We start from the raw sequence: 18,141 nt of genomic DNA, 5'->3' as shown, positions 1-18,141 counted from the left end.
ACAGCCTTTATATAAGCGTCTGAACAGTGCATAATAATAAATTTAACGGTTTGGAATCCCTCAGCCCACCTTGAAATAAATCAGTTTATAACCCATAGATATTAGAAGATGAACAATAAACCCTTTTGTGACATTGAAGAATTGCTGTTCTATTGTAATGGGCTAGTGCCTCAAGAGCATATTCATCATTTAAAAGTAATCTTATTTCAATGTTTTTAGGTATGTTCTCTAAAATTGCCATTAAGTTTTCAACCGTATCTGGTCGCTCTGGATTTTTTTCCAAAAAAGTTCTCACATCGATCATAGCAAGTTTTATGAAGCAATTGGCCGTGAGATTAAAAGCCATAACCAAGCTACCATTTTCTGGGCCAGCGAGGTCTACGAACGATCTATCGGATAGGCATACTTTTTTATCTGCGTTTTCATCAGTAAATTTATAAACCCAAACAGCCGTTGCCTGTTTTTTATCAGTGACAAACTGGTAAATGATGTCATCTAACATATTTCTTCCTTTATTTCCTGAATCCATCAAAATTAGAAACATAACCCTCATCCATTTGAAATACTGGTGTTTTTCAACGTCAAAAAGATGGCAGATCCTGTCCACGCCTTTATCATCTCTTTTCTCTATTTTATCGTATTCGGCGCGTAGTTTACTGTTTAATGGATAGTAGTCAGCCAAAGCACCAAACGTGTTCAAAACTTTTTTTATGTTAAAAGGATTCCTTATGAAGTTAAGGAATTTCATGGCTAAGACATCGTTTAGCTCGTCTAAAATATCATTGCTATTGCTTTCAATTTTATTAATGAAAGTCAGTGTAGACGCATGAATTTTTTCCTCATACTTCCCAAAAGCCTTTTCGAAGTTATGCCTAATTCCATTATCTAGAAAGTCAAAACTATAGAGGTCAATATAGGCAAGATTACTTGATATTTTATTAGCGCTTTTGGATTCCAACTCAACCTTGTATTCATTTCGCTCCAGTAATAAAAACGAGTAAATTTTCATACTATCTTTTTCGGAATTTAAATTGATTGCATTCAATCGTTGCTCAATGCGAGAGATAAAATGCTGATTTTTAGTCTTGTTTTTAAAGCTCATATTAACCCTTTATGTGAGTTATTCAACTGTCAATGTTCGCTTTCTTTTAATTAGTATTATTTTATATTGTGATCTTTAAAACTAGTAATAGCCTGTTTTATTCCCCGTCAATCGCCAGCATGTTAATAGAATTTAGTTCCGTACGGCTTATCACCCTGTAAGCTATAGAATTTACAGCAAGCCCGCTTTGACGTAAATACTATGCATCATAGTTGAGTCAGTCTAAACCTGATCCGGTTAAGCGGTACTGAGAATGTGCAACAGCCATCACCTCGATCACTTTTGGTAATTCGGTTTGGTAGTTCAAGTTGGCTTTACCGGCTCCTAATAAATCAGCATTGCACGATACAACCAACATCCGCTCTTGGCACTAAGCCGACTGTCAGACCTAGCAAAGGTTTCTGATTAAGTATGAGTTGCTACAGATGATTGGTCTCATTTTTAAGTCACCGACCAAAAATGCAATGAATAGATGAATAGACCGAGCGATTAAACTCAGAGCTTCTTGATAGCGCTTCGCTGCTGCAAGCTAAATGGCTAGCTTAACTCTTTTCTTCCTCCTCACTGAAAAATTACATAACCATGACAGTCTATTGATCAATCGACACAACTGTTAGAATAGCGTCATTCAAACATGGATGTTTTTTGAAAAATTTAACAGCAGGCAGTCATCTTAATGTTAGCAACAACTCCAACACAAAAAACAGCATCTAATAAATTTCGTAATGATATCAATGGTCTTAGAGCATGGGCGGTTATTGCCGTTGTTCTGTACCATTTTGGTGTACCAGGGTTCTCGGGTGGGTTTGTCGGTGTGGATGTTTTCTTTGTCATCTCCGGCTTTTTAATGACCCGGATCATCGTTTCTGGCATGGAGTCTGGCAATTTTTCATTCTTACAGTTTTATCTGGCCAGAGCGCGAAGAATTATTCCCATGCTTTTGGTGCTATGTTTTGCGCTATTAATTTTTGGTTGGTTCTGGCTGCCTGAACAGAATTATAAATTGCTAGCAACCCATGTGGTAAATACACTCTTTTTTATATCGAATATTAAATTTTGGCGTGAATCGGGTTATTTCGATGCGTCCTCACATGAAAAGTGGTTGTTACATACCTGGTCACTTTCTGTGGAGTGGCAGTTTTATATTATTCTGCCTATTATCATTTTTGTGCTGTGGAAGTTCATCAATTACAAGGCCGTTAAATTTGCCTTATTCGCACTAGGATTCCTATCACTGTGCCTTTCTATCTATGCTTCACAACGCTGGCCGTCAGCGGCGTTTTACCTTCTGCCAACCAGAATGTGGGAAATGCTGGCTGGGGGGATGGCTTGGTGGGTAACGCGTAGAAAGGCCATGCCGGAGACTCTGGCGAGATGTACAGAAGTTATCGGCATAGTATTTATCTCTGCGTCAATTGTGCTATTTAACTCATCAATTGTTTGGCCCGGCTCAAATGCGCTATTACCGGTAGCCGGCGCGGTGCTGGTACTGATTTCTGCGCGGCAAAAATCAATTTTCACCGCTAACATTATCGCTCAAAAGTTGGGGGCCAGTTCCTATTCTATCTATTTATGGCATTGGCCTATTGTCGTCGCATTAACTTATTTAAGTTTACTCAGTAACTATAAATGGGTGCTGCTGGCTTTAGTTGCTACCGTGATATTAGGTGAATTATCTCTTAAGTTGGTGGAAAATCCATCACGGAAAGTTTTCGCCAAATTATCCACTACCTCTAACCTGGTCTATATATCACTGTGTACACTGGTCGTTGGTGTGCTGGCACTGACAGTTAGGCACAGTACGCTCGATCGCGGCATTATGGCAGATAAAGAAACCGTTGAACTTTATGCAAAAATACAATCATTTCATGTAATGCCAAACCGAGATAATGGTTATTGTTTTTATAATGTTGACGGTGAGTCCGACCCCATCATCTCAATGGAAAAATCAGTGTGCAAACTGGGGATTAAGTCATTGAAGCCAAAAGGTCTGCTTTTTGGTGACTCTTTTGCCGGGCATTATGAACCCTTCGTCGATGAAGTCGCGAAGAAACTCGGTATATCAGTAGATTCCGTCACCACTAACTGGTGTTTCCCGAGTTTAACGGATTCAACCAATGGCACTAAAACACGAGTGGCCTATAAACAGTGCCTGTTAAATAGAGAATATCTAAAAGATAATATTTCAAAATATGATTTCGTTATATTTTCTGGCATCTGGTTTGATTTATATCGCAAAGGTTATCAAAATGAAATTGTTGATGTAATTAAATATGCCAAATCTAAAGGGGTGAAAGTGTATGTAATGGCATCCCCAACACAATACGACATCAATGTTTTTGCTAATTTTATCGCTGCGGGAGTCAATGATTTACCGTTTAGATTAAAAGGTAATTCCAATAAAAAAGATGATGATACCCAAAAGATGGATATTATCTTCTCGCAATTAGAAAAAGATGGGTATATAAAATTCATCAAAAAAGATGACATATTTGATGAAAGTGACTCATACCATTACAATGGAATAGAGATCCCCTACTCTCTTGACGGTGCTCATATCTCAATTGACAGTTCATTGATGGCTGCCAAACGATTTATTGAAACTGGTGTCTATAAAAAATACTTTTCAGATGTAAAGTAAATATACAATTAGCCGGGCGATAGCGCCCGGCATTGGTTACTCTGGTACCACCGGCCAGATAATATCAGGCGATTGCGCTATATCAATTCTCATTAAGAGAACCCGATATTTCTTCCATGCGGTAATCAATTCTTTTTCGCGCTCCGTTGCCATTGCCAGATCAACTGCGTCCTGAAGCGGTGCAATAGCCTCTGCGGCTAACGTTAATAAATTGGCTTTCTTGTGTTCATCTGCCTCTTGCTCTAGTTCTGCATGGGTTCTTGCCAGCACCCAGCCGGAGCCATCCCATTCATAATAATTGCCATCATCGGGACAGACTGATACAACACCATAATCCCCGGCTAAAGCTCGCTGGTAGATCTCAACACAATACGCCATAGAATCTACTGGCGCGGCACTGAAATTAAAGGTTCCACCGGCGATATTGTCAGTGATCGTAACATCAATATAGTGCTCGATATTCCGTGAGCGGGGCGCGGTGGCAGTAATTTTATCTATATCATTAATCATGAGATACGCATCCATAATGTGTTTCGGGTAAGACCATCATTAACCGCCGCAAAACCTTGGCAACGCCATGTCCCGGTTAATAGTGTTTGTCCGTTATTGTAGTTTGCAACGTTATTCCACTTTAGTTCACTGCCCGCTTTCACATCCCCCGGATTAACGGCATTTCCGACATTGGTAGAATTGATCGCGAAAGCATAGGAGCCAATACCGTAAGTGTCTGGAACTCTGGCTTGCGCTATTACATTGGCAATATAAGTGCTTAAATAACCGCCCCATACTGAACCGTAGACATTCCCATCCGCAGCTAACCATGCCGCCGTATTGCCTGCATAAACCGCCCCAATAGATGAAATGCCACCTCCTGTTACAGTGCCTGCCGTAGTCAGACTACCGGGTAATGTGATGGCGGTATTTGTGGATTGAACTGCATTAACAATACGTGAGTCATTGCCCGCAGCTACAGTGTTAGCGATAGTCCCTACATCCAGCACTGCCGCCCCTTTAAGCCCTAAATTGGTTCGTGCGGCGGTTTTATCTGCTACATCGTTGAGATTTTGGTTTTTCTGTAATGCATTGGTGGCAATGGCTGCGGTATCCGTTAAGCCAAGGTTAGCAATGGCGGCAGCTATTGCCTCCGGCCCTGCCGCGGCGATTTCAGCGAGGTTATTAGCCGTTTGCAAATAGGTGCTGTCCCCCTCTTTACGCCACACACCAATATCTAATGCGCCAGTGGGTTCTACGCCGGTGTTTTCTGACAATGCAATATAGCTATTGCCACCGTGACTCACTCTCGCCCCTGCCTGGTAGGGGGCATCAGTAAACCAAATTAGCTGCCCAAGGTTTTGCAATTCCTGCAAGGCTAAATCCACCCGATTATGCCACCAGTTTTCCCACTTGGCCTCGGGCGGATCCTCTGATGCACCCCCTGCCCAACCACGCGCAATCAGTCCATCGCCGGGGCGTTCAAATTGTGCAGGCACACTGGCCCACGGCTGATTAAAGCTGTCATTTCTGGCCATATATTGGCTCCAATTAGATATAAGCACCCATGCCGTATGGCTGAGCGTCGAAGGTGCCTTTATAGGCAAAGGGATGATGGTTAACGCGGATCAGGCTGGCTTTGACGCCTTGCGGTCGGGGGATTAAATCAAACAGCTGAATAAGCACTAAGACATTAGCGGGGATCGGTTTATCGACCCAGATAGTTTTCATGGTCATATCCTGCCCATCGATGATGGCGGAATTAACATCCAGAATGTAATCAACGGCAGTTTTGATTTCATCCAAGGTGGCGTTGGTGTTGTTTTTCTGGATCTTGGCTTTGATTAATACGCGATAGAGATAATCCGACACCGGAACTTTGCCGATTTGTTCATGCGGCGCTTTATACGGCGCAACATTATAGGGCTGTGCACCGCCGGTACCGTTATAAGCAAATATCGATAAGTAATCGCTGCGGATGAGTGGCCGCTCAGTAAATCCGGCAATGCGGCCACAGATATCCAGTTGATCGCCCTCGGCATTATCAATATCCAACAGGTTATTGATTTTAGTGATCTGCTCTTCCAGTGCAGATTGGCTGATGTCCGGTAAAATACTGATCCATTCAAGCAGTTTCGGCGCGTTTTTATATTGCAGGTAAATCCGTGACAGCGCTTTTTTACGGTGGTTATACATAGACCACCTCGATATTCTCAGTACTGAACACCCCGAGCTGATTAAAGGCTATTCTTACTGCATTCTCATTAACCTGCTCCGCTGCTGTACCGACGGTAATCACATTCACAAAACCATTACCGGCCACCAGATAATTGACTGGGGTAAATAAACGGCCCGCACCAATACTTTCACCAATTTTAAAGCCCAACTTAGAAAAGCCATTGGTCTGATCAAAACCGGTAATGCTGTAATCGACAATCGCCTGTTTTATCTCTTCGTCAATAAATTCGCTATTACTGGCGATCTCTACCCGTACATAAACCGGTATTAGTTGGGGGCGAAAAAAGGTTACGGTGATCGGGTTACCTTTTGGGGTAACAGTATCCAACGAGATTTTATTGGGGAAAGTGTTATAACGGTTTAACCCACAACCGGGGCTTTTATTGATGGCAATACTGTTAATAACATCCTCGATGCTGCCACCATCAACAAATATCGCCATTGAGTGACCGAGCACCCCATTCTCGTCGGCTTGATCCTCAAAATTTTCATAAATCCGCGCCCGTTTAACATCATCAATATTCACCAGCGCCGCATAAATATTATCAATCTGATTGGAGCCAGGTAACGCCACTGATTCATTGCGCCGGATGCGAAATGCGTTATTGGTTTCTTTATCCAATCCCATTGACGCTGCAGTGTTATTTGTCACCACCGTAATGCCGCCGATCGGTGTGGCAATAATGGTCAGATTATGACTATTGGCCCCCTGCGCCCCTGCCAGCGTACAAGTAACATTCACCGTCGCATTCCCTGCCGCGTCAGTAACAACATCACCATCGGTCGCCCATAAGGTATTAGTCGCCCTATTTCTGATTAATGTCCCGGCATTGATCGGCGTAAAAGCGATACCGCTAAAATTAACGGTGGCAGTTGAATAGGTCGCACTTTTGCGTTTGATTCCAGCGAACGCAGCAATGCGGTCTAATTGTTGGTCAATCGCTGAATTGGGATCGGCTGCATGATAGGCATTAATTACCGCTTCATCCAAATTAGCTAATGCCTCACACCAGACCGCTATTGCCATACCATCTGGTGATTCCGGGTTAATATTCCAGCCATCATCAATAGCAAGATAACGCTGGCGCATAGTATCCAGATATTCACTCAGCGTGGTGCCGCTGGCCCCGTCACGATTAATGGTTGCCATTAGATAAGATCCTCCGTGAACAGGAAATCAAATGCGTCGTTATTAATATCAATCACCGCGGCAAATATCGTTATTTTGCGATTCTTCATATCGAGATCCATTTCAAAGCGGTTAATGGTCAGCACGCCTTTGGCCGCCAATAAGCGCTGTTTAATATTGGCTTCGGCAATATCGCGTGAGGTTTTGCCCAATATGCTTTGGAACCACGGCGTTCCCTCGGTGGCATCAAGAAAATACTCGCCAAGAAATAACCGCAGGCAGCAGATCATGGCTTGCCGGGTTTCTTCTTTACCGTTAGCAAACTGGCTGCCGTGGGTAACAATGTCACCATCTTGGAAATTGCGGATCACAATGCCTCCGGAAACAAAAAGCCCCGGCATAAGCCAGGGCGATAATAGGTAGGATTCAATCAGGGTAATGAGCTATTGCGGCCCATCAGTGCGATCATTGCCGTGTTGCACGCCGCCGTGGTCGTGGTCGCCAACTTCCAGTTCGCCAACCGCCAAGCCACCTTGAGTGACCTCAGTACGACCATTAAGGGTGGTTTGCCCATTATTGGTAAATTCAGGGCCGCTATAACTCATGCCAGATTCGGTAAGCGCCAATGAGGTACCGCCAGCCGTCAAAGTCATTCCACTATCAGTGAGGTGAATGCGCACCCCGCCACTTTTGTTAGTTAAACCAATCCCCTCGGTCGGCAAGCCCGCAATCGCGGTTTGCTGTGAGCGGTAACCGGGGGCAAAGAAAGCATCGGACGGATTAAACATCCGTGCATCCAGTGGTGCTACCGGCCCCCCCTGACTGAGCCAATTGTCGATAGAACGTTGGCTGAAATGAATATAACCCTCGGTACCCGCGGGTAATTCATGAAAAACCGTCCATTCTGCACTGCCAGAAAATTGCACCGGCACATGTTCGATAACGGGGAGTGTCTTAAATTGACCGTCACCGATATGACGCTGAATGCCACACTCCACCACTGCGCGTTGCTGATCGGCGTTATAGCTAATGACTTTGCCGGGCATGCCGATCATCAGGTCACGCACCATATCGCGCTTGAGCAGCATCATGGTGGTATACAGCGGGTTGCTCTCAATCATCATTACCTCAGGGCATACGCCATTGACTGATCAGCGTGGTTTTCCACGTATCACCCCATAAAGTACCTTCGTGGTAGGTACGCAGCACATTAAACTGGCCGGTCTGCTGCTGAATATTCGCCAGATTATTGAGGTCGGAGTTATACATGCCGCTGAAATTGATCGTCCAAAAACTTGAGGTGACATTAATCACATCAGCCGGCTGAATTTGATGATTCATTTTGACGTCAATTTCCATAGTGCTGAGATACCAACGCGGGACACTTTCCATACCATTTTTAGCGGTGATCTCATGAGTCGCCCATTTTCTGGCAGCACCCTCTCTGGCTAATAACACTCGTGATGGCGTGATCATCCAGTAATATTTCCAGTCATCTTTTACGCTATCGAGAATATCGCGACACAAGCGGCCACCGGAATTATAGGAAGTGGCAAAACGCGGTAAGTCGGAAAAGTCACCAATCACTTCAACATCAAGCCCAAAAGCCGCTGCGACATCTTTGAGCATTTCAATGGCAGGCGTATTCGCGCCCCAGGTTTTAAATATCGTGGTATTCCATGCCAGCCCAATCGTGCGGCAATATAGCCGCAGGCAGGTATTTACCCCCTCTTTGACCACTTCGACATTGTGAATGCGTCCGCTGAATATCGTGCCGATGTTGTCGCCATAACCGGCTTTTAATACCAGGTTGCCATAACGCTTTTCTTTGTCGTCATAGCGCTGGATCAAGGCGCGGGTGCGGGCCGAAATACCGTAAAGGGTAATTCTGGCGGTGGCATCAACATTCTGCGGGGTATTATCGACAGCAAAACGGATCTCTAATGGCGGCTGATAGGTAAGTTCATCACCACTCACCGGGGTAATGGTCAGTAAGTAATTACGGCCAAAATAGCTACTCATTATCGGGGTACCATGTCAGGCGATTATTAATGCCAAGGTTGGCGATAGTCGGAGTCTCCCCGACTAATATCAGCACACCAATATCGGTATTGAGTCCAGCCAATAAATTAACGCCAATATGCAAAGCACGCCCCAAAACTACCGGCTCATCCTGTTCATAAATATCGACACAGAAATAATTAAAACGGGTGAGCCAGTGCAAACGAAATACCAGATAGTGATTATTTAATTGCACTCGGAAACGCTGCACCGCGTAACCATTATTTAATGGGATAACTTTCATTACGTGGCCTCGACAAAAACTTCTCCAAATGAGTATTCACGTTGCCCCTGAGTGGCAGCACTATCGCCATAGGGCAAATTGTCATTGGTTTCAGCAACGGTGTCGTAAATAATATTGAGTTGCAACAGTTCAACCACAATCTCCAACCCGCCCTCATTCTCTTTTTTCAATTGGGTGCGGGTGTTGATGATCAGACAGTTTTTATAGGCGGCCCCCCGACTGGCCACTAATTCGAACGGCGTATGTGAACGCTGTAATTCACGCAATTGCTCGAGTAAATTTTGCGAACGGGTTGAGCGCGATTGTGATCCCAAACTGCCGGAATACAGACTGGTGCCAACCGAAGCAGCCACCCCTGCCAGCGCCGCCGCCCGGCCAGAAAGCAAACTGGCCGCCATACCAGTAGTGATACTGGCTCCGGCCCCCAGTAGTCCTGCAATGCTGCTATCTTGCTGGGCCAGCAGTTCACGAAACCAGTTATCGGATACACCGATAATCATGGTTAGCGCCAGCGCGCGGGTAACCGCGTTATCGTGGGCGGTATTGGCGTCTTCCAGCGGAAACTCACTGACATCAGTACGCAGTTCGCTCGATTCTTCCAGTAATGCATCAAAATAGAGATTGCCGATTTTCGGTCGGTTACGGGTAAATAGTCCGGTAATAGCCATCAGTAGTGCTCCGTATGCATCATGTCCCGTGCTTGCTGGGCCAGTTGAGTAGTGGCCTGTAACACCCCGTCACGGATGGATTCGCTATCACCGCCCACGGTACCCACATTAATAATATTGTGTTGCTCCAGCCTGACATCACCACGGGGTGCGGATGCGGCGACTGCTTGCATAGGGGTATTCTGGCGGTCGCTGTAGCCCTGAATCTCTTCCCATGAACGTTTAGGCTGGGCGTAATTTGATGAAGGGAGCGAGGCCCACACACCGCCAAGCCCGCTGGTGGCATCAGCAAAATTCCCGTTCGTCACATTTTCTAACTGACCGGCACGTTGAATCAGAAACAGTGCGGCGAGATCCTGACTGCGTGGTGAAAAGTCGGTCAGATTAAGCGCTTTGGCGGCATCATCCCAAGAGCTGCTGGTGAACTGATAGCGCCCGGCAGCCGAGGTTTTATTTTTAGTGCCGTCTGTTTGCGTGAAATCTTTTAATTGCCGTGGGTGGTCACTGTTGTCATAGAATTGGTCGCCGCCAAACATCGTGTTATAGCCAGAATTGGCATAACTGGCGGTTCCCTCAGCTTTGGATAGCACCTCCAGATACTGGCGAACGTTAGGATCATCAACCAGATTATTAAGGTCACTGGTATCACTGGGGTAAGGCACGCCGGGGTTATTTTTAGCCCAGTTCTGGCGTTTAAGCGCTTCGGGATTACTCATAGCTTTGGCATCGTCGGCACTGGTAAAAATATTACCGGGCGTTAATGTCGCCGCCGCGCCGATGGTGACCGGATTGACCAACAAGCGTGACAACCAGCCGCGCCCACCAGCAGCACCTGCGGGTGGCTTACCGCCGCCAGGTAGCATGCCGCCGACAAACTTTACTGCACCAGCGGTACCGGCCAGACCGGCAGCAGTTAGAATCGCTTTTGAGACTTCGGGGTTTTCTTTAATAAACTGATTAATACTTTCTAATAACGCATTGATGATTGGCAGTAAGTCGCCCCCCATCGAACGGGCCAGATTGTCAAAGTTAGTCGCCAAATCCGCCATCTCTTTATTAAACTCGTTGGCAGAATCAATAAGCTTGGGATCGAGCGGTTTATATAACTCTTCAAAATTTTTCAATGAGGCATTAAGCCCCTTGCTACCGCCTTCCAGTAAGCGGGTAAAAGGATCATTATCACCGCTGCCAATTCCACTGCGCAGATTTCTCCGCTGGTCATTATCCATTTTGCCGTAAGCATCTATAAGATACTTGAGCGAGTCCATGCCGGTTTTATTGGCAAATTCCGTAGGGTTAAATGCACCATTCCAATAGGCTTTATCGCCTAACTCCCCTTGTCTGGCACGCTGTTGCAGGTCAGGGATTTTCTGCACAATCTGATTAGCCGCATCCGGGCTAAGACCAAGGCTACGCATCGCGTAGCGCAGACCATCGATCTGTTTAACGGTAAAGTTGGTAATCTTACTCAGCCTGTCCATTTCTAATACTGAGGCAGATAAATCCGCAGTCAGGGCTTTTAACCCAACACCGGTACCGGCTGCGGCGGCCAGTTGCAATATGCCGTCTTTAATCCCTTTAACGGCATCATTGGCGGTTTGAAAGCTCTTTGCATCTGTTTCCAGGCCAAGGGAAACCAATAGAGAATCAATCGTCTCTGACATGGAAACCTCATCTTTTAGGTATAAAAAAACCCGCGCAGTGGCGGGTTTGATACTCGTATGGGTACTTATAATTGTGTTTACTGTAACAATCAGTTCGGCACAGTCACCATGACGCTATTAGAAGTCATAATCATTAATGACTTCTAGCAATTGCTTATTCTCTTGGTATTTGGTGCTTAATTTTTTTTGCAATTCAGTTGCTTTAGGGCAAGTAACATTGACTTCTTTCGCTATGGCAATTTGCCGTTCTTTGGGGATTGATGAGTCCCATTCGCCAGCAAGATATTGGCATTCATCTGCTATTTTTAAAAACTCGCTAATATCAGCCGGGTATTTTTCAGCAGCATGGGAGCATCCAAGTAAAAGAATAAATGGCAAAATAAAAACAATCATTTTCTTCATATTATCTACCATCTGTTGACCAATGAGGTCTATCTTTGGAACCACCATGGTATTTTATAATACCAAAACTTTTCCCTACGGCATGGAGTTCTGTATTCATCCCATCTTTGGGAAAACTCTTAATTAAGACATCTTCCCCTTTTTTATTTTTTATTTTTAAATCACCCATCCATGAGATATTCATATCTATAGCATTGCCTTCGGTATGTCTGCTTTTTAATGATGGAGCAACATTAAGTCCTGTCATCCCGTACGCTCTGACCATATCCTGTGCGGCTTTAATGCTTTTCGCAGTGTCTATACTGCCATCGCTCTTTTTATGTGCCCATTGAATGCTGATACCGGTTTTTTCCGGTACATCTTCAGGCTTGGCAAGGTTTCTTGATATTTTCCAAGACCAATGCATCAAATAAGCTCTTTCAGGTGGTCTTAATGTTGCTGATATAATGACTGTCGCACCCGACTTTGTTAATTCAGATATGAAATTGTCAACACTTATTTTAAATGACGGGCTTAATGATTGGGTTGAAGCACTTCCCTGAAAACGAGAAACCCATTTTTCTCCACTGATCTCTTTCACTCATAATATCCTTATATTTAATATCCATAAATATAGTATGTTTTACTCTTTAAATTTGCAATTCATTTACATTATAGACGATACAGAATAACAGCCTATTACTAACCCCGCCCCCTTTCCACTACAGCCACAATCTCATCCAACACATCATGCATCAGTTGCACATCATCAATAGTGTAAGTGCCATCAAGCATATCTGCCCACCTTGCCAGCGGCGGGCAGTGTTGCCCGGCACCGGCGCAAGGTCGCCATAAAAACCAGTCTACGCGGGAGGATTCTGCGGATTGTTTTCCGCGTTTCTTCCCTCCTCTTTTTTGAGTTGCCAAAAAGGGCCGATATTTTCCCGCAATACCTGCCCAAGCAATACCAGATAATTATGGGCTTCATCTTGAAACAGGTTTTCGCCCACCGGGATGTTATCGGATTGGCGAACGATGCTACCGCTGTTAAAACACAGCTCTTTCAAGCGGTTTAAGCTCATCGTATCGACAGAGGCCAAACTAGCTGCCATACCCATTGCCGTAACATTGGGATTGATCGCTGGTAACAAACCAGACTTAGCGGCAATTTGCAGCATTTCCACTTGATCTCTGGCCGGTGATGTTGCCCCGCGAAAAAGGGTGTCACCGATAACTACATCAATTTGACGCCCCATAATTAGGTTTCCTCTGAGTCAGCAAATTCAAAAATAAATTGTTCATCCGATACACCGCTTTTCCCGGCGCGGGTGGCTGAGCCACGGTTAGTCATGATGCCGTCGAATCCGGCAAAACGTTCATCAGTGCCGGTCTGTGAAAAGGTAAAGGTGGCATCAATACCGGATTTCTCCACCGCCAATAACTGACGCGCCTGCACCGAGCCGGGGATCAGGTTGATGGTCAACCGTTTGGCGCGGGTTTTATTGTCCAGCCGTACTGACGTGCCGCCGATACCGCGCTTTAGCGCGGCGCGGGGTTCTAAATCTTCAATGGTGATCGGTGGGTCGGTATCACCAAAATCATCAATCGGGATACCAAAGACGGTGAGGTTAGAGCCATCAGCGCCGTATCTGTGCATGGTCATAAGGGATTACTCCACGGTGGCATTGATTTCAGCGATATGACCGGCACGGCCTAAAATCACTAACAGGGTGGTTAACGGGTAAACACGTTTTTTGCGTTGGTCGGAGGTCAGCGAAAGGACATCCTCAGGGCGCGAACGGATAACAAAACCAAAATCAGCCACTTTCGTCACGCCATCGTCCGGATCAACATAAGAGCCAGTACCGAGCACACCATTATTGAAAAAGCGTTTGCAAGTGGTGGCAATCGTAGACAATAACCCGTCATAGTCGCGTGGTGTCAGTGCGCGCTTGGTGCCGACATTAGCAATGTAGTTGTAGCCGTCCACCTGAATATGGTTTTTCAACACATCCAGATTGATCACATCATCAATAAATTCGCCATAGGACGACATCGATTTACTGTTGATCACCCGGCTATTATCAATTTGCCCGGCCAGTTCAATTTTGGTAAAAAACACTGCGCTCTTGGCTTTTAAGGCATTGTAAGCACTGGTCGCCATATCATCGCCTATGACTCCTGGTAACACCTGATACTCGCCGGTAATGGCGGTGTTTAGCCCTGTTGGCCTGAACTTATGGAATGCGGCGGCCAATTGCACCATGGCATAGGCTTGGGTCGGGTCAGTAGTGACGGATCCAGCGGTTTTATAGCCTGCAAACACATGGCGGTTACCTTTGCTTTTCAGCAGTGAGACCACATCATTCACCTTGTTCTGATCAGCAATGTCGTTAGCGCTAAATGTCCACCAGACCGGATGACTATTGGCATCAGACCAGTCGGCCAACTGGAGAATAATGTCATTGCTGGTTAAGTCGCTGGCTTTAAAGAAGTAGTGATAGCGCCAAATACGGTCAGTGGCACTATTCACAATTTCCAGCAGTGAATTTTCTTCGTTTTTCATCCAGACGGTAATTTGTGGCGGCTTGGGAATTTGCGCAAAGTAGCGGGTGGCAATGTAATAAATCGAACTGTCAGTTTGGAAATCAGCGCCAAGTTCTGGCAATGATGCATAGTCACGGAATGAATCTGCAGCAAACTCGCCCCCATCAACTAAATCTGACGGATCAGCAAAAGTGAGTGCACTGGAAAAATCACCGTAGCCCAACCCTGCCGCCGTCAGAATAAGATTGACGGGGATAATATTATCAACCGGATAAGCCATAAGAGCAGTCTCTTTCTCTAATTTGAATGTCAAACCCTGCGGCACGTAATAGCGCGTAGGATGCGGTTTTTTCGATGAATAGATGGATGTCAGCCTGATAGCGCGGCTGTAGTCCTGCTTGTAACAATCCGGTGAGATTTCGGAAATTGCTGGAGAAACGCCAGGCGATTTTATGGCGGAACAGATAGTCACTGATTGGCGTCACGAAATTGGCGTTAGCTAAATGCATAGCGGCGGTTGCCGCCCCGCTATTGAGCAAATTCACCGACAGCAAAAACTCCATTGATGTACAGGCTGTTTCTTGCAAGTCTTGCCACTCCTCCCCTAGCGCCGGATCAGTTTCAGCAATGGCCGGGATAAATTCGCGCTTGCGCCGCGTTTGCCCATAGGCCCGAATCGGCACCGGGTTATAAGTGGCATATAAGCTATTACCGATTGGTGGGTTACGGCCTTGATCGGCTAATACAACACGTTCGAGGGGGACTGCAGCGGCGAGTGAAATGAGTTGCTGAAATACCGGATACATCTCTTCAATGGTTTCCATCAGCCCGCACCTCGATAACGTTCAACCAAGGCACGGCAAAAGCTACGCCAAGGCCGGTTATCGCAAGCCACCACCCGCCATTGCCGCATTGCCAGCCCGTCGCTGAATTCCAGTAAATCGCTAAATTTCCCCTCATCATCGGGCCAAAGATAATGCACACCATCGTTGATGTGTACCACTCGCAGATCCTGCGGGTTAGCCGTGCCGCCCATGCCGATCAGCATTTGAATATCTTTCCATTTTGCTGACTGCACATTCACCTTTTGCAATTCGGTAACCTGCGGTTCTCCTTGCTGCCAAATACCACCGCGGCCGCTATAGTCACCGGCAGTCGGTCGAATCAACCGAATACCGCCTTCAATAGGCGAATTAAAGGTGGTATCAATATGCCCGTGCATATCCAGACCATTACCGAACATGATTAATCCTCCACGATATGAGTAAGTGCGCCTTTTAAATCGCCATGCCTGATAAGCGGTGTTGCCGAGCCTTTAGCTGCTACGGTGGCGTCAGCATTTTTGGGCTGAATACCGGCTTCTATCGCCTCTTGGCAATAACCCACCGCACGCAGACCAATCTGATCCAGCATTTGGAATGCCGTGATTTCGCCGCGAGTGACCTGCGCCGTCAGCACACGAAAGGCTTTTTTGATGTTGTCCTGATTTTGTCGCAGTGGAACGCGCAGAAATGAGCGCTCAGGGATACGCCCGTCAGCTGAGCCAAATTCCTGTACCGCACCAATCACCACAATGGGAGCACCATCTTCATACACCCCTGTCCCCTCCGGCAGCCCCACCAGCACTCGACGTTTTGCCGTTGCCCGCTGATGGATCTGGCGCAATTTCTGCGCCAGTTTTGTCCCGCCCCGTACTTCGGCCCGAAGTTTCATACCATCATGGCCCCGGTACCGGCTCGGCGGCGCAAGCGCAGGAACTCCACCCCGTAGGTGGTCAGTGGTAAATCACCATTGATATTGAGATCGTCAGCAGTCACCGCCGGAACCGCAAAAGAGGTGGATTCATCACCGACCGATTTTGATGAGATGGCATAAGCCGCCCCAACATCACCACTGATAGCCCTTTTACGCATCACCAACCGGTGGGCAGCAAAGGCAAACAGGCCACGTTTTTTGATTGATGCCGGGCGGGCATGATATTTCAGCCAACGTTGGCCGGTTTCCGAATCGCCCTCCTCCAATGCCTGTATCACTTCGCGCTCAGCCCATAAGGTGGTATCGCTGAACTCCGGGTAATACTCGCGAAAGTCAGCCACAATTTGTGCAGTAATATCCACATCTCCCCCTAAAGTAAAAACCCGTCACGTGGACGGGTTATCAATGTTATCGGTTTCATCCGCTGGGGTTTCTGGCTCCGTGACATCATTCTGCGCCAGCTCGGCTTTTTTGCTATCAATCGCCTTTTGCAAGGTTAACGCTTTAGCCGCCGAGGGTGCTTTTTTACCAAATAAGGCTTCATATTCATCACGTACCGCAGTGATATCCAGCCCACTATCATCTGCATGCTCATTAAGTGGAGCATCGAATTGTTCGGCGCGCATCATGCCTGCCTGAGTAAATAAGTGGCGAGTAAAGTTGCCATTCACCGCCGCTGAATGTCCAACAGCAATAGTGATGCGCTGGCCGTTTTCCTCATCGGTCACCGTCAGCGGTGATGTGTGCAAGTTAGTGAGTTCAAACATGATTAAACCCCATCGACATAGTGAGCGGCTTTAGGAATACGCCATTCCGTGCCACCGGTACGTAAAACGGCTGGCACTTTGAAATTAACGTTGTCTGGTGTAGCTGGTGCGAGGAAGCGCAGCGGCATCACATCGTGGCCTTTCACTACTCGCATATCTTTTTTGTACACCACTAGACGATCTTTCTTCGCTGCCCCGGCTCCGGCCAGCAAGACATCATCATCAAAATCCATATCTTTGAAGTTGGTGCGCAGGAATTCCAGCAAGGTGACATTTGAAGCGTTATGGGTTGATAACAGGGTGCGCATCAATAATTGATGTTGTTCCGAGGGCAGAACGAAACCATTAGGGCGGTGAACCGTGACGGTATTCTTCAGGTACACCTGGTTATAAGCGGCACCAAAGAAATCAATGATCGGTTGGGTGCCCTTGGTAGGGATAGCAGCCACCAAATCGGCCAAGGTCGCCGGAGCCGCCTCAACACCCACATTGGAACTGGTATATAGCCCCTCACCAATATCACTGTGACCGAGCAAGTAAATCTTATTCAGACCTTGTTCAACCACATCTCGTACCGCCTGACCGCGCTCCGCATCCAAATTGACGTTATTGAGCATGGCAAAACCGATTTCCTCAATGGAATAGGTGTAACCCAGTGCGGCGGTTTTGATCTCATGGAAGCCCTGATTCATGGCGATATCCACCGTCGGCACGTCAGTCGAGTTCGGGCCAAATATCTGTAACTCACCACGGGCATCAATCGAGCGGAACGCCACCACTTTTACCCAGTCTGGCGCACTGTTATCCAGTGGTAGCAATGTGCTGTACTTAAACTGCGGATATTCCAGTCGGTAAATTTCCGATTCAATATGCGCAGCTTGTTGCACCAGAAAAGAGAGCGCCGATACTGGGCTGACGTCAAATACACTTCGTTTCATGAATATGTTCCTTTA

At 46.4% G+C, this 18,141-nt stretch carries 23 protein-coding genes; 1 reads left to right on the top strand and 22 read right to left on the bottom strand.

The features are described from left to right. Positions 1-85: 85 nt before the first annotated feature. The gene (locus tag D5F51_RS07325; RefSeq protein WP_050135371.1) at positions 86-1,102 is read right to left on the bottom strand and encodes a hypothetical protein; all 1,017 of its coding nucleotides are present in this window, start codon (positions 1,100-1,102) and stop codon (positions 86-88) included. Positions 1,103-1,778: 676 nt separating this feature from the next. Here D5F51_RS07325 and D5F51_RS07320 point away from each other — a divergent pair. Next, positions 1,779-3,743 carry an acyltransferase family protein gene (locus tag D5F51_RS07320; protein ID WP_129196011.1) on the top strand — a complete coding sequence of 655 codons (1,965 nt, stop codon included), beginning with the start codon at positions 1,779-1,781 and terminating at the stop codon, positions 3,741-3,743. Positions 3,744-3,779: 36 nt separating this feature from the next. Here D5F51_RS07320 and D5F51_RS07315 read toward each other — a convergent pair whose 3' ends face one another. The 21 genes from D5F51_RS07315 to D5F51_RS07215 all read right to left on the bottom strand — a co-directional run bounded on the left by D5F51_RS07315 (position 3,780) and on the right by D5F51_RS07215 (position 18,126). Further along, the gene (locus D5F51_RS07315; protein WP_245994904.1) at positions 3,780-4,253 is read right to left on the bottom strand and encodes a tail fiber assembly protein; all 474 of its coding nucleotides are present in this window, start codon (positions 4,251-4,253) and stop codon (positions 3,780-3,782) included. Next, positions 4,250-5,272, bottom strand: coding sequence for a hypothetical protein (locus tag D5F51_RS07310; protein ID WP_245994901.1), 1,023 nt, complete (start codon positions 5,270-5,272; stop codon positions 4,250-4,252). Before D5F51_RS07310 ends, D5F51_RS07315 begins: the two co-directional genes overlap by 4 nt. Positions 5,273-5,285: 13 nt before the next feature. After that, entirely contained in the window at positions 5,286-5,930 is a 645-nt protein-coding gene (locus tag D5F51_RS07305) for a baseplate wedge 1 family protein (RefSeq protein ID WP_019079691.1), read from the bottom strand. Next, positions 5,923-7,122 (bottom strand): baseplate J/gp47 family protein, encoded by a 1,200-nt coding sequence (locus D5F51_RS07300; RefSeq protein WP_129196009.1) that lies wholly within the window; start codon positions 7,120-7,122, stop codon positions 5,923-5,925. The genes D5F51_RS07305 and D5F51_RS07300 overlap by 8 nt, the downstream gene beginning before the upstream one ends. Further along, a complete protein-coding gene (locus D5F51_RS07295) occupies positions 7,122-7,472 on the bottom strand; it encodes a contractile injection system sheath initiator (protein WP_025378609.1) in 351 nt (116 codons plus the stop codon). The genes D5F51_RS07300 and D5F51_RS07295 overlap by 1 nt, the downstream gene beginning before the upstream one ends. Before the next feature lie 72 nt (positions 7,473-7,544). Continuing rightward, positions 7,545-8,225 (bottom strand): Gp138 family membrane-puncturing spike protein, encoded by a 681-nt coding sequence (locus D5F51_RS07290; RefSeq protein ID WP_245994898.1) that lies wholly within the window; start codon positions 8,223-8,225, stop codon positions 7,545-7,547. Between the two features lie 4 nt (positions 8,226-8,229). Continuing rightward, positions 8,230-9,123 (bottom strand): baseplate hub protein, encoded by an 894-nt coding sequence (locus tag D5F51_RS07285; RefSeq protein WP_129196008.1) that lies wholly within the window; start codon positions 9,121-9,123, stop codon positions 8,230-8,232. Continuing rightward, positions 9,116-9,406: a phage baseplate plug family protein gene (locus tag D5F51_RS07280; RefSeq protein ID WP_129196007.1), complete on the bottom strand. Its 291-nt coding sequence runs from the start codon at positions 9,404-9,406 to the stop codon at positions 9,116-9,118. Before D5F51_RS07280 ends, D5F51_RS07285 begins: the two co-directional genes overlap by 8 nt. Beyond that, positions 9,406-10,074, bottom strand: coding sequence for a phage baseplate protein (locus D5F51_RS07275; protein ID WP_129196006.1), 669 nt, complete (start codon positions 10,072-10,074; stop codon positions 9,406-9,408). The genes D5F51_RS07280 and D5F51_RS07275 overlap by 1 nt, the downstream gene beginning before the upstream one ends. Next, a complete protein-coding gene (locus tag D5F51_RS07270; RefSeq protein WP_129196005.1) occupies positions 10,074-11,738 on the bottom strand; it encodes a glycoside hydrolase family 24 protein in 1,665 nt (554 codons plus the stop codon). The genes D5F51_RS07275 and D5F51_RS07270 overlap by 1 nt, the downstream gene beginning before the upstream one ends. Before the next feature lie 117 nt (positions 11,739-11,855). Next, positions 11,856-12,188, bottom strand: coding sequence for a hypothetical protein (locus tag D5F51_RS07265; RefSeq protein WP_050329329.1), 333 nt, complete (start codon positions 12,186-12,188; stop codon positions 11,856-11,858). Beyond that, the gene (locus D5F51_RS07260; RefSeq protein ID WP_050329331.1) at positions 12,142-12,720 is read right to left on the bottom strand and encodes a hypothetical protein; all 579 of its coding nucleotides are present in this window, start codon (positions 12,718-12,720) and stop codon (positions 12,142-12,144) included. Before D5F51_RS07260 ends, D5F51_RS07265 begins: the two co-directional genes overlap by 47 nt. A 262-nt stretch (positions 12,721-12,982) precedes the next feature. Continuing rightward, positions 12,983-13,375, bottom strand: coding sequence for a phage tail assembly chaperone (locus tag D5F51_RS07255; RefSeq protein WP_129196004.1), 393 nt, complete (start codon positions 13,373-13,375; stop codon positions 12,983-12,985). A gap of 2 nt (positions 13,376-13,377) precedes the next feature. After that, positions 13,378-13,782, bottom strand: a complete 405-nt coding sequence (locus tag D5F51_RS07250; RefSeq protein ID WP_025378479.1) for a hypothetical protein — start codon at positions 13,780-13,782, stop codon at positions 13,378-13,380. A gap of 6 nt (positions 13,783-13,788) precedes the next feature. Then, on the bottom strand, positions 13,789-14,946 hold the full coding sequence (locus D5F51_RS07245) for a DUF3383 family protein (RefSeq protein ID WP_129196003.1): 1,158 nt from the start codon (positions 14,944-14,946) through the stop codon (positions 13,789-13,791). Then, positions 14,930-15,490, bottom strand: coding sequence for a phage neck terminator protein (locus tag D5F51_RS07240; protein ID WP_129196002.1), 561 nt, complete (start codon positions 15,488-15,490; stop codon positions 14,930-14,932). Before D5F51_RS07240 ends, D5F51_RS07245 begins: the two co-directional genes overlap by 17 nt. Then, positions 15,490-15,909, bottom strand: a complete 420-nt coding sequence (locus D5F51_RS07235) for a hypothetical protein (RefSeq protein WP_025378482.1) — start codon at positions 15,907-15,909, stop codon at positions 15,490-15,492. The genes D5F51_RS07240 and D5F51_RS07235 overlap by 1 nt, the downstream gene beginning before the upstream one ends. A gap of 2 nt (positions 15,910-15,911) precedes the next feature. Then, positions 15,912-16,379 carry a hypothetical protein gene (locus tag D5F51_RS07230; RefSeq protein WP_025378619.1) on the bottom strand — a complete coding sequence of 156 codons (468 nt, stop codon included), beginning with the start codon at positions 16,377-16,379 and terminating at the stop codon, positions 15,912-15,914. Beyond that, complete coding sequence (locus tag D5F51_RS07225) at positions 16,376-16,783, bottom strand: DUF4054 domain-containing protein (RefSeq protein WP_025378620.1); 408 nt, start codon at positions 16,781-16,783, stop codon at positions 16,376-16,378. The genes D5F51_RS07230 and D5F51_RS07225 overlap by 4 nt, the downstream gene beginning before the upstream one ends. Before the next feature lie 24 nt (positions 16,784-16,807). Next, positions 16,808-17,188, bottom strand: a complete 381-nt coding sequence (locus D5F51_RS07220) for a hypothetical protein (RefSeq protein ID WP_025378621.1) — start codon at positions 17,186-17,188, stop codon at positions 16,808-16,810. Positions 17,189-17,190: 2 nt separating this feature from the next. Then, a complete protein-coding gene (locus D5F51_RS07215) occupies positions 17,191-18,126 on the bottom strand; it encodes a DUF2184 domain-containing protein (RefSeq protein WP_025378622.1) in 936 nt (311 codons plus the stop codon). Positions 18,127-18,141: the final 15 nt, after the last annotated feature.

Origin of the sequence: Yersinia hibernica (assembly GCF_004124235.1) — a bacterium.
In the GTDB taxonomy this organism is placed as follows: Bacteria; Pseudomonadota; Gammaproteobacteria; order Enterobacterales; family Enterobacteriaceae; genus Yersinia; species Yersinia hibernica.
The sequence above is the reverse complement of the archived record's forward strand: the minus strand, read 5'-3'. Positions and strand labels throughout refer to the sequence as shown.

What these genes read in the sequence shown, in the direction of transcription:
- D5F51_RS07285 (WP_129196008.1), bottom strand. Translation starts at nt 9,123, where the DNA reads ATGAGTAGCTATTTTGGCCGTAATTACTTACTGACCATTACCCCGGTG.
- D5F51_RS07315 (WP_245994904.1), bottom strand. Translation starts at nt 4,253, where the DNA reads ATGATTAATGATATAGATAAAATTACTGCCACCGCGCCCCGCTCACGG.
- D5F51_RS07270 (WP_129196005.1), bottom strand. Translation starts at nt 11,738, where the DNA reads ATGTCAGAGACGATTGATTCTCTATTGGTTTCCCTTGGCCTGGAAACA.
- D5F51_RS07215 (WP_025378622.1), bottom strand. Translation starts at nt 18,126, where the DNA reads ATGAAACGAAGTGTATTTGACGTCAGCCCAGTATCGGCGCTCTCTTTT.
- D5F51_RS07240 (WP_129196002.1), bottom strand. Translation starts at nt 15,490, where the DNA reads ATGGAAACCATTGAAGAGATGTATCCGGTATTTCAGCAACTCATTTCA.
- D5F51_RS07220 (WP_025378621.1), bottom strand. Translation starts at nt 17,188, where the DNA reads ATGTTTGAACTCACTAACTTGCACACATCACCGCTGACGGTGACCGAT.
- D5F51_RS07255 (WP_129196004.1), bottom strand. Translation starts at nt 13,375, where the DNA reads ATGGGGCGTCAAATTGATGTAGTTATCGGTGACACCCTTTTTCGCGGG.
- D5F51_RS07250 (WP_025378479.1), bottom strand. Translation starts at nt 13,782, where the DNA reads ATGACCATGCACAGATACGGCGCTGATGGCTCTAACCTCACCGTCTTT.
- D5F51_RS07275 (WP_129196006.1), bottom strand. Translation starts at nt 10,074, where the DNA reads ATGGCTATTACCGGACTATTTACCCGTAACCGACCGAAAATCGGCAAT.
- D5F51_RS07245 (WP_129196003.1), bottom strand. Translation starts at nt 14,946, where the DNA reads ATGGCTTATCCGGTTGATAATATTATCCCCGTCAATCTTATTCTGACG.
- D5F51_RS07265 (WP_050329329.1), bottom strand. Translation starts at nt 12,188, where the DNA reads ATGGTGGTTCCAAAGATAGACCTCATTGGTCAACAGATGGTAGATAAT.
- D5F51_RS07280 (WP_129196007.1), bottom strand. Translation starts at nt 9,406, where the DNA reads ATGAAAGTTATCCCATTAAATAATGGTTACGCGGTGCAGCGTTTCCGA.
- D5F51_RS07290 (WP_245994898.1), bottom strand. Translation starts at nt 8,225, where the DNA reads ATGATGATTGAGAGCAACCCGCTGTATACCACCATGATGCTGCTCAAG.
- D5F51_RS07325 (WP_050135371.1), bottom strand. Translation starts at nt 1,102, where the DNA reads ATGAGCTTTAAAAACAAGACTAAAAATCAGCATTTTATCTCTCGCATT.
- D5F51_RS07305 (WP_019079691.1), bottom strand. Translation starts at nt 5,930, where the DNA reads ATGTATAACCACCGTAAAAAAGCGCTGTCACGGATTTACCTGCAATAT.
- D5F51_RS07310 (WP_245994901.1), bottom strand. Translation starts at nt 5,272, where the DNA reads ATGGCCAGAAATGACAGCTTTAATCAGCCGTGGGCCAGTGTGCCTGCA.
- D5F51_RS07235 (WP_025378482.1), bottom strand. Translation starts at nt 15,909, where the DNA reads ATGTTCGGTAATGGTCTGGATATGCACGGGCATATTGATACCACCTTT.
- D5F51_RS07230 (WP_025378619.1), bottom strand. Translation starts at nt 16,379, where the DNA reads ATGAAACTTCGGGCCGAAGTACGGGGCGGGACAAAACTGGCGCAGAAA.
- D5F51_RS07320 (WP_129196011.1), top strand. Translation starts at nt 1,779, where the DNA reads ATGTTAGCAACAACTCCAACACAAAAAACAGCATCTAATAAATTTCGT.
- D5F51_RS07300 (WP_129196009.1), bottom strand. Translation starts at nt 7,122, where the DNA reads ATGGCAACCATTAATCGTGACGGGGCCAGCGGCACCACGCTGAGTGAA.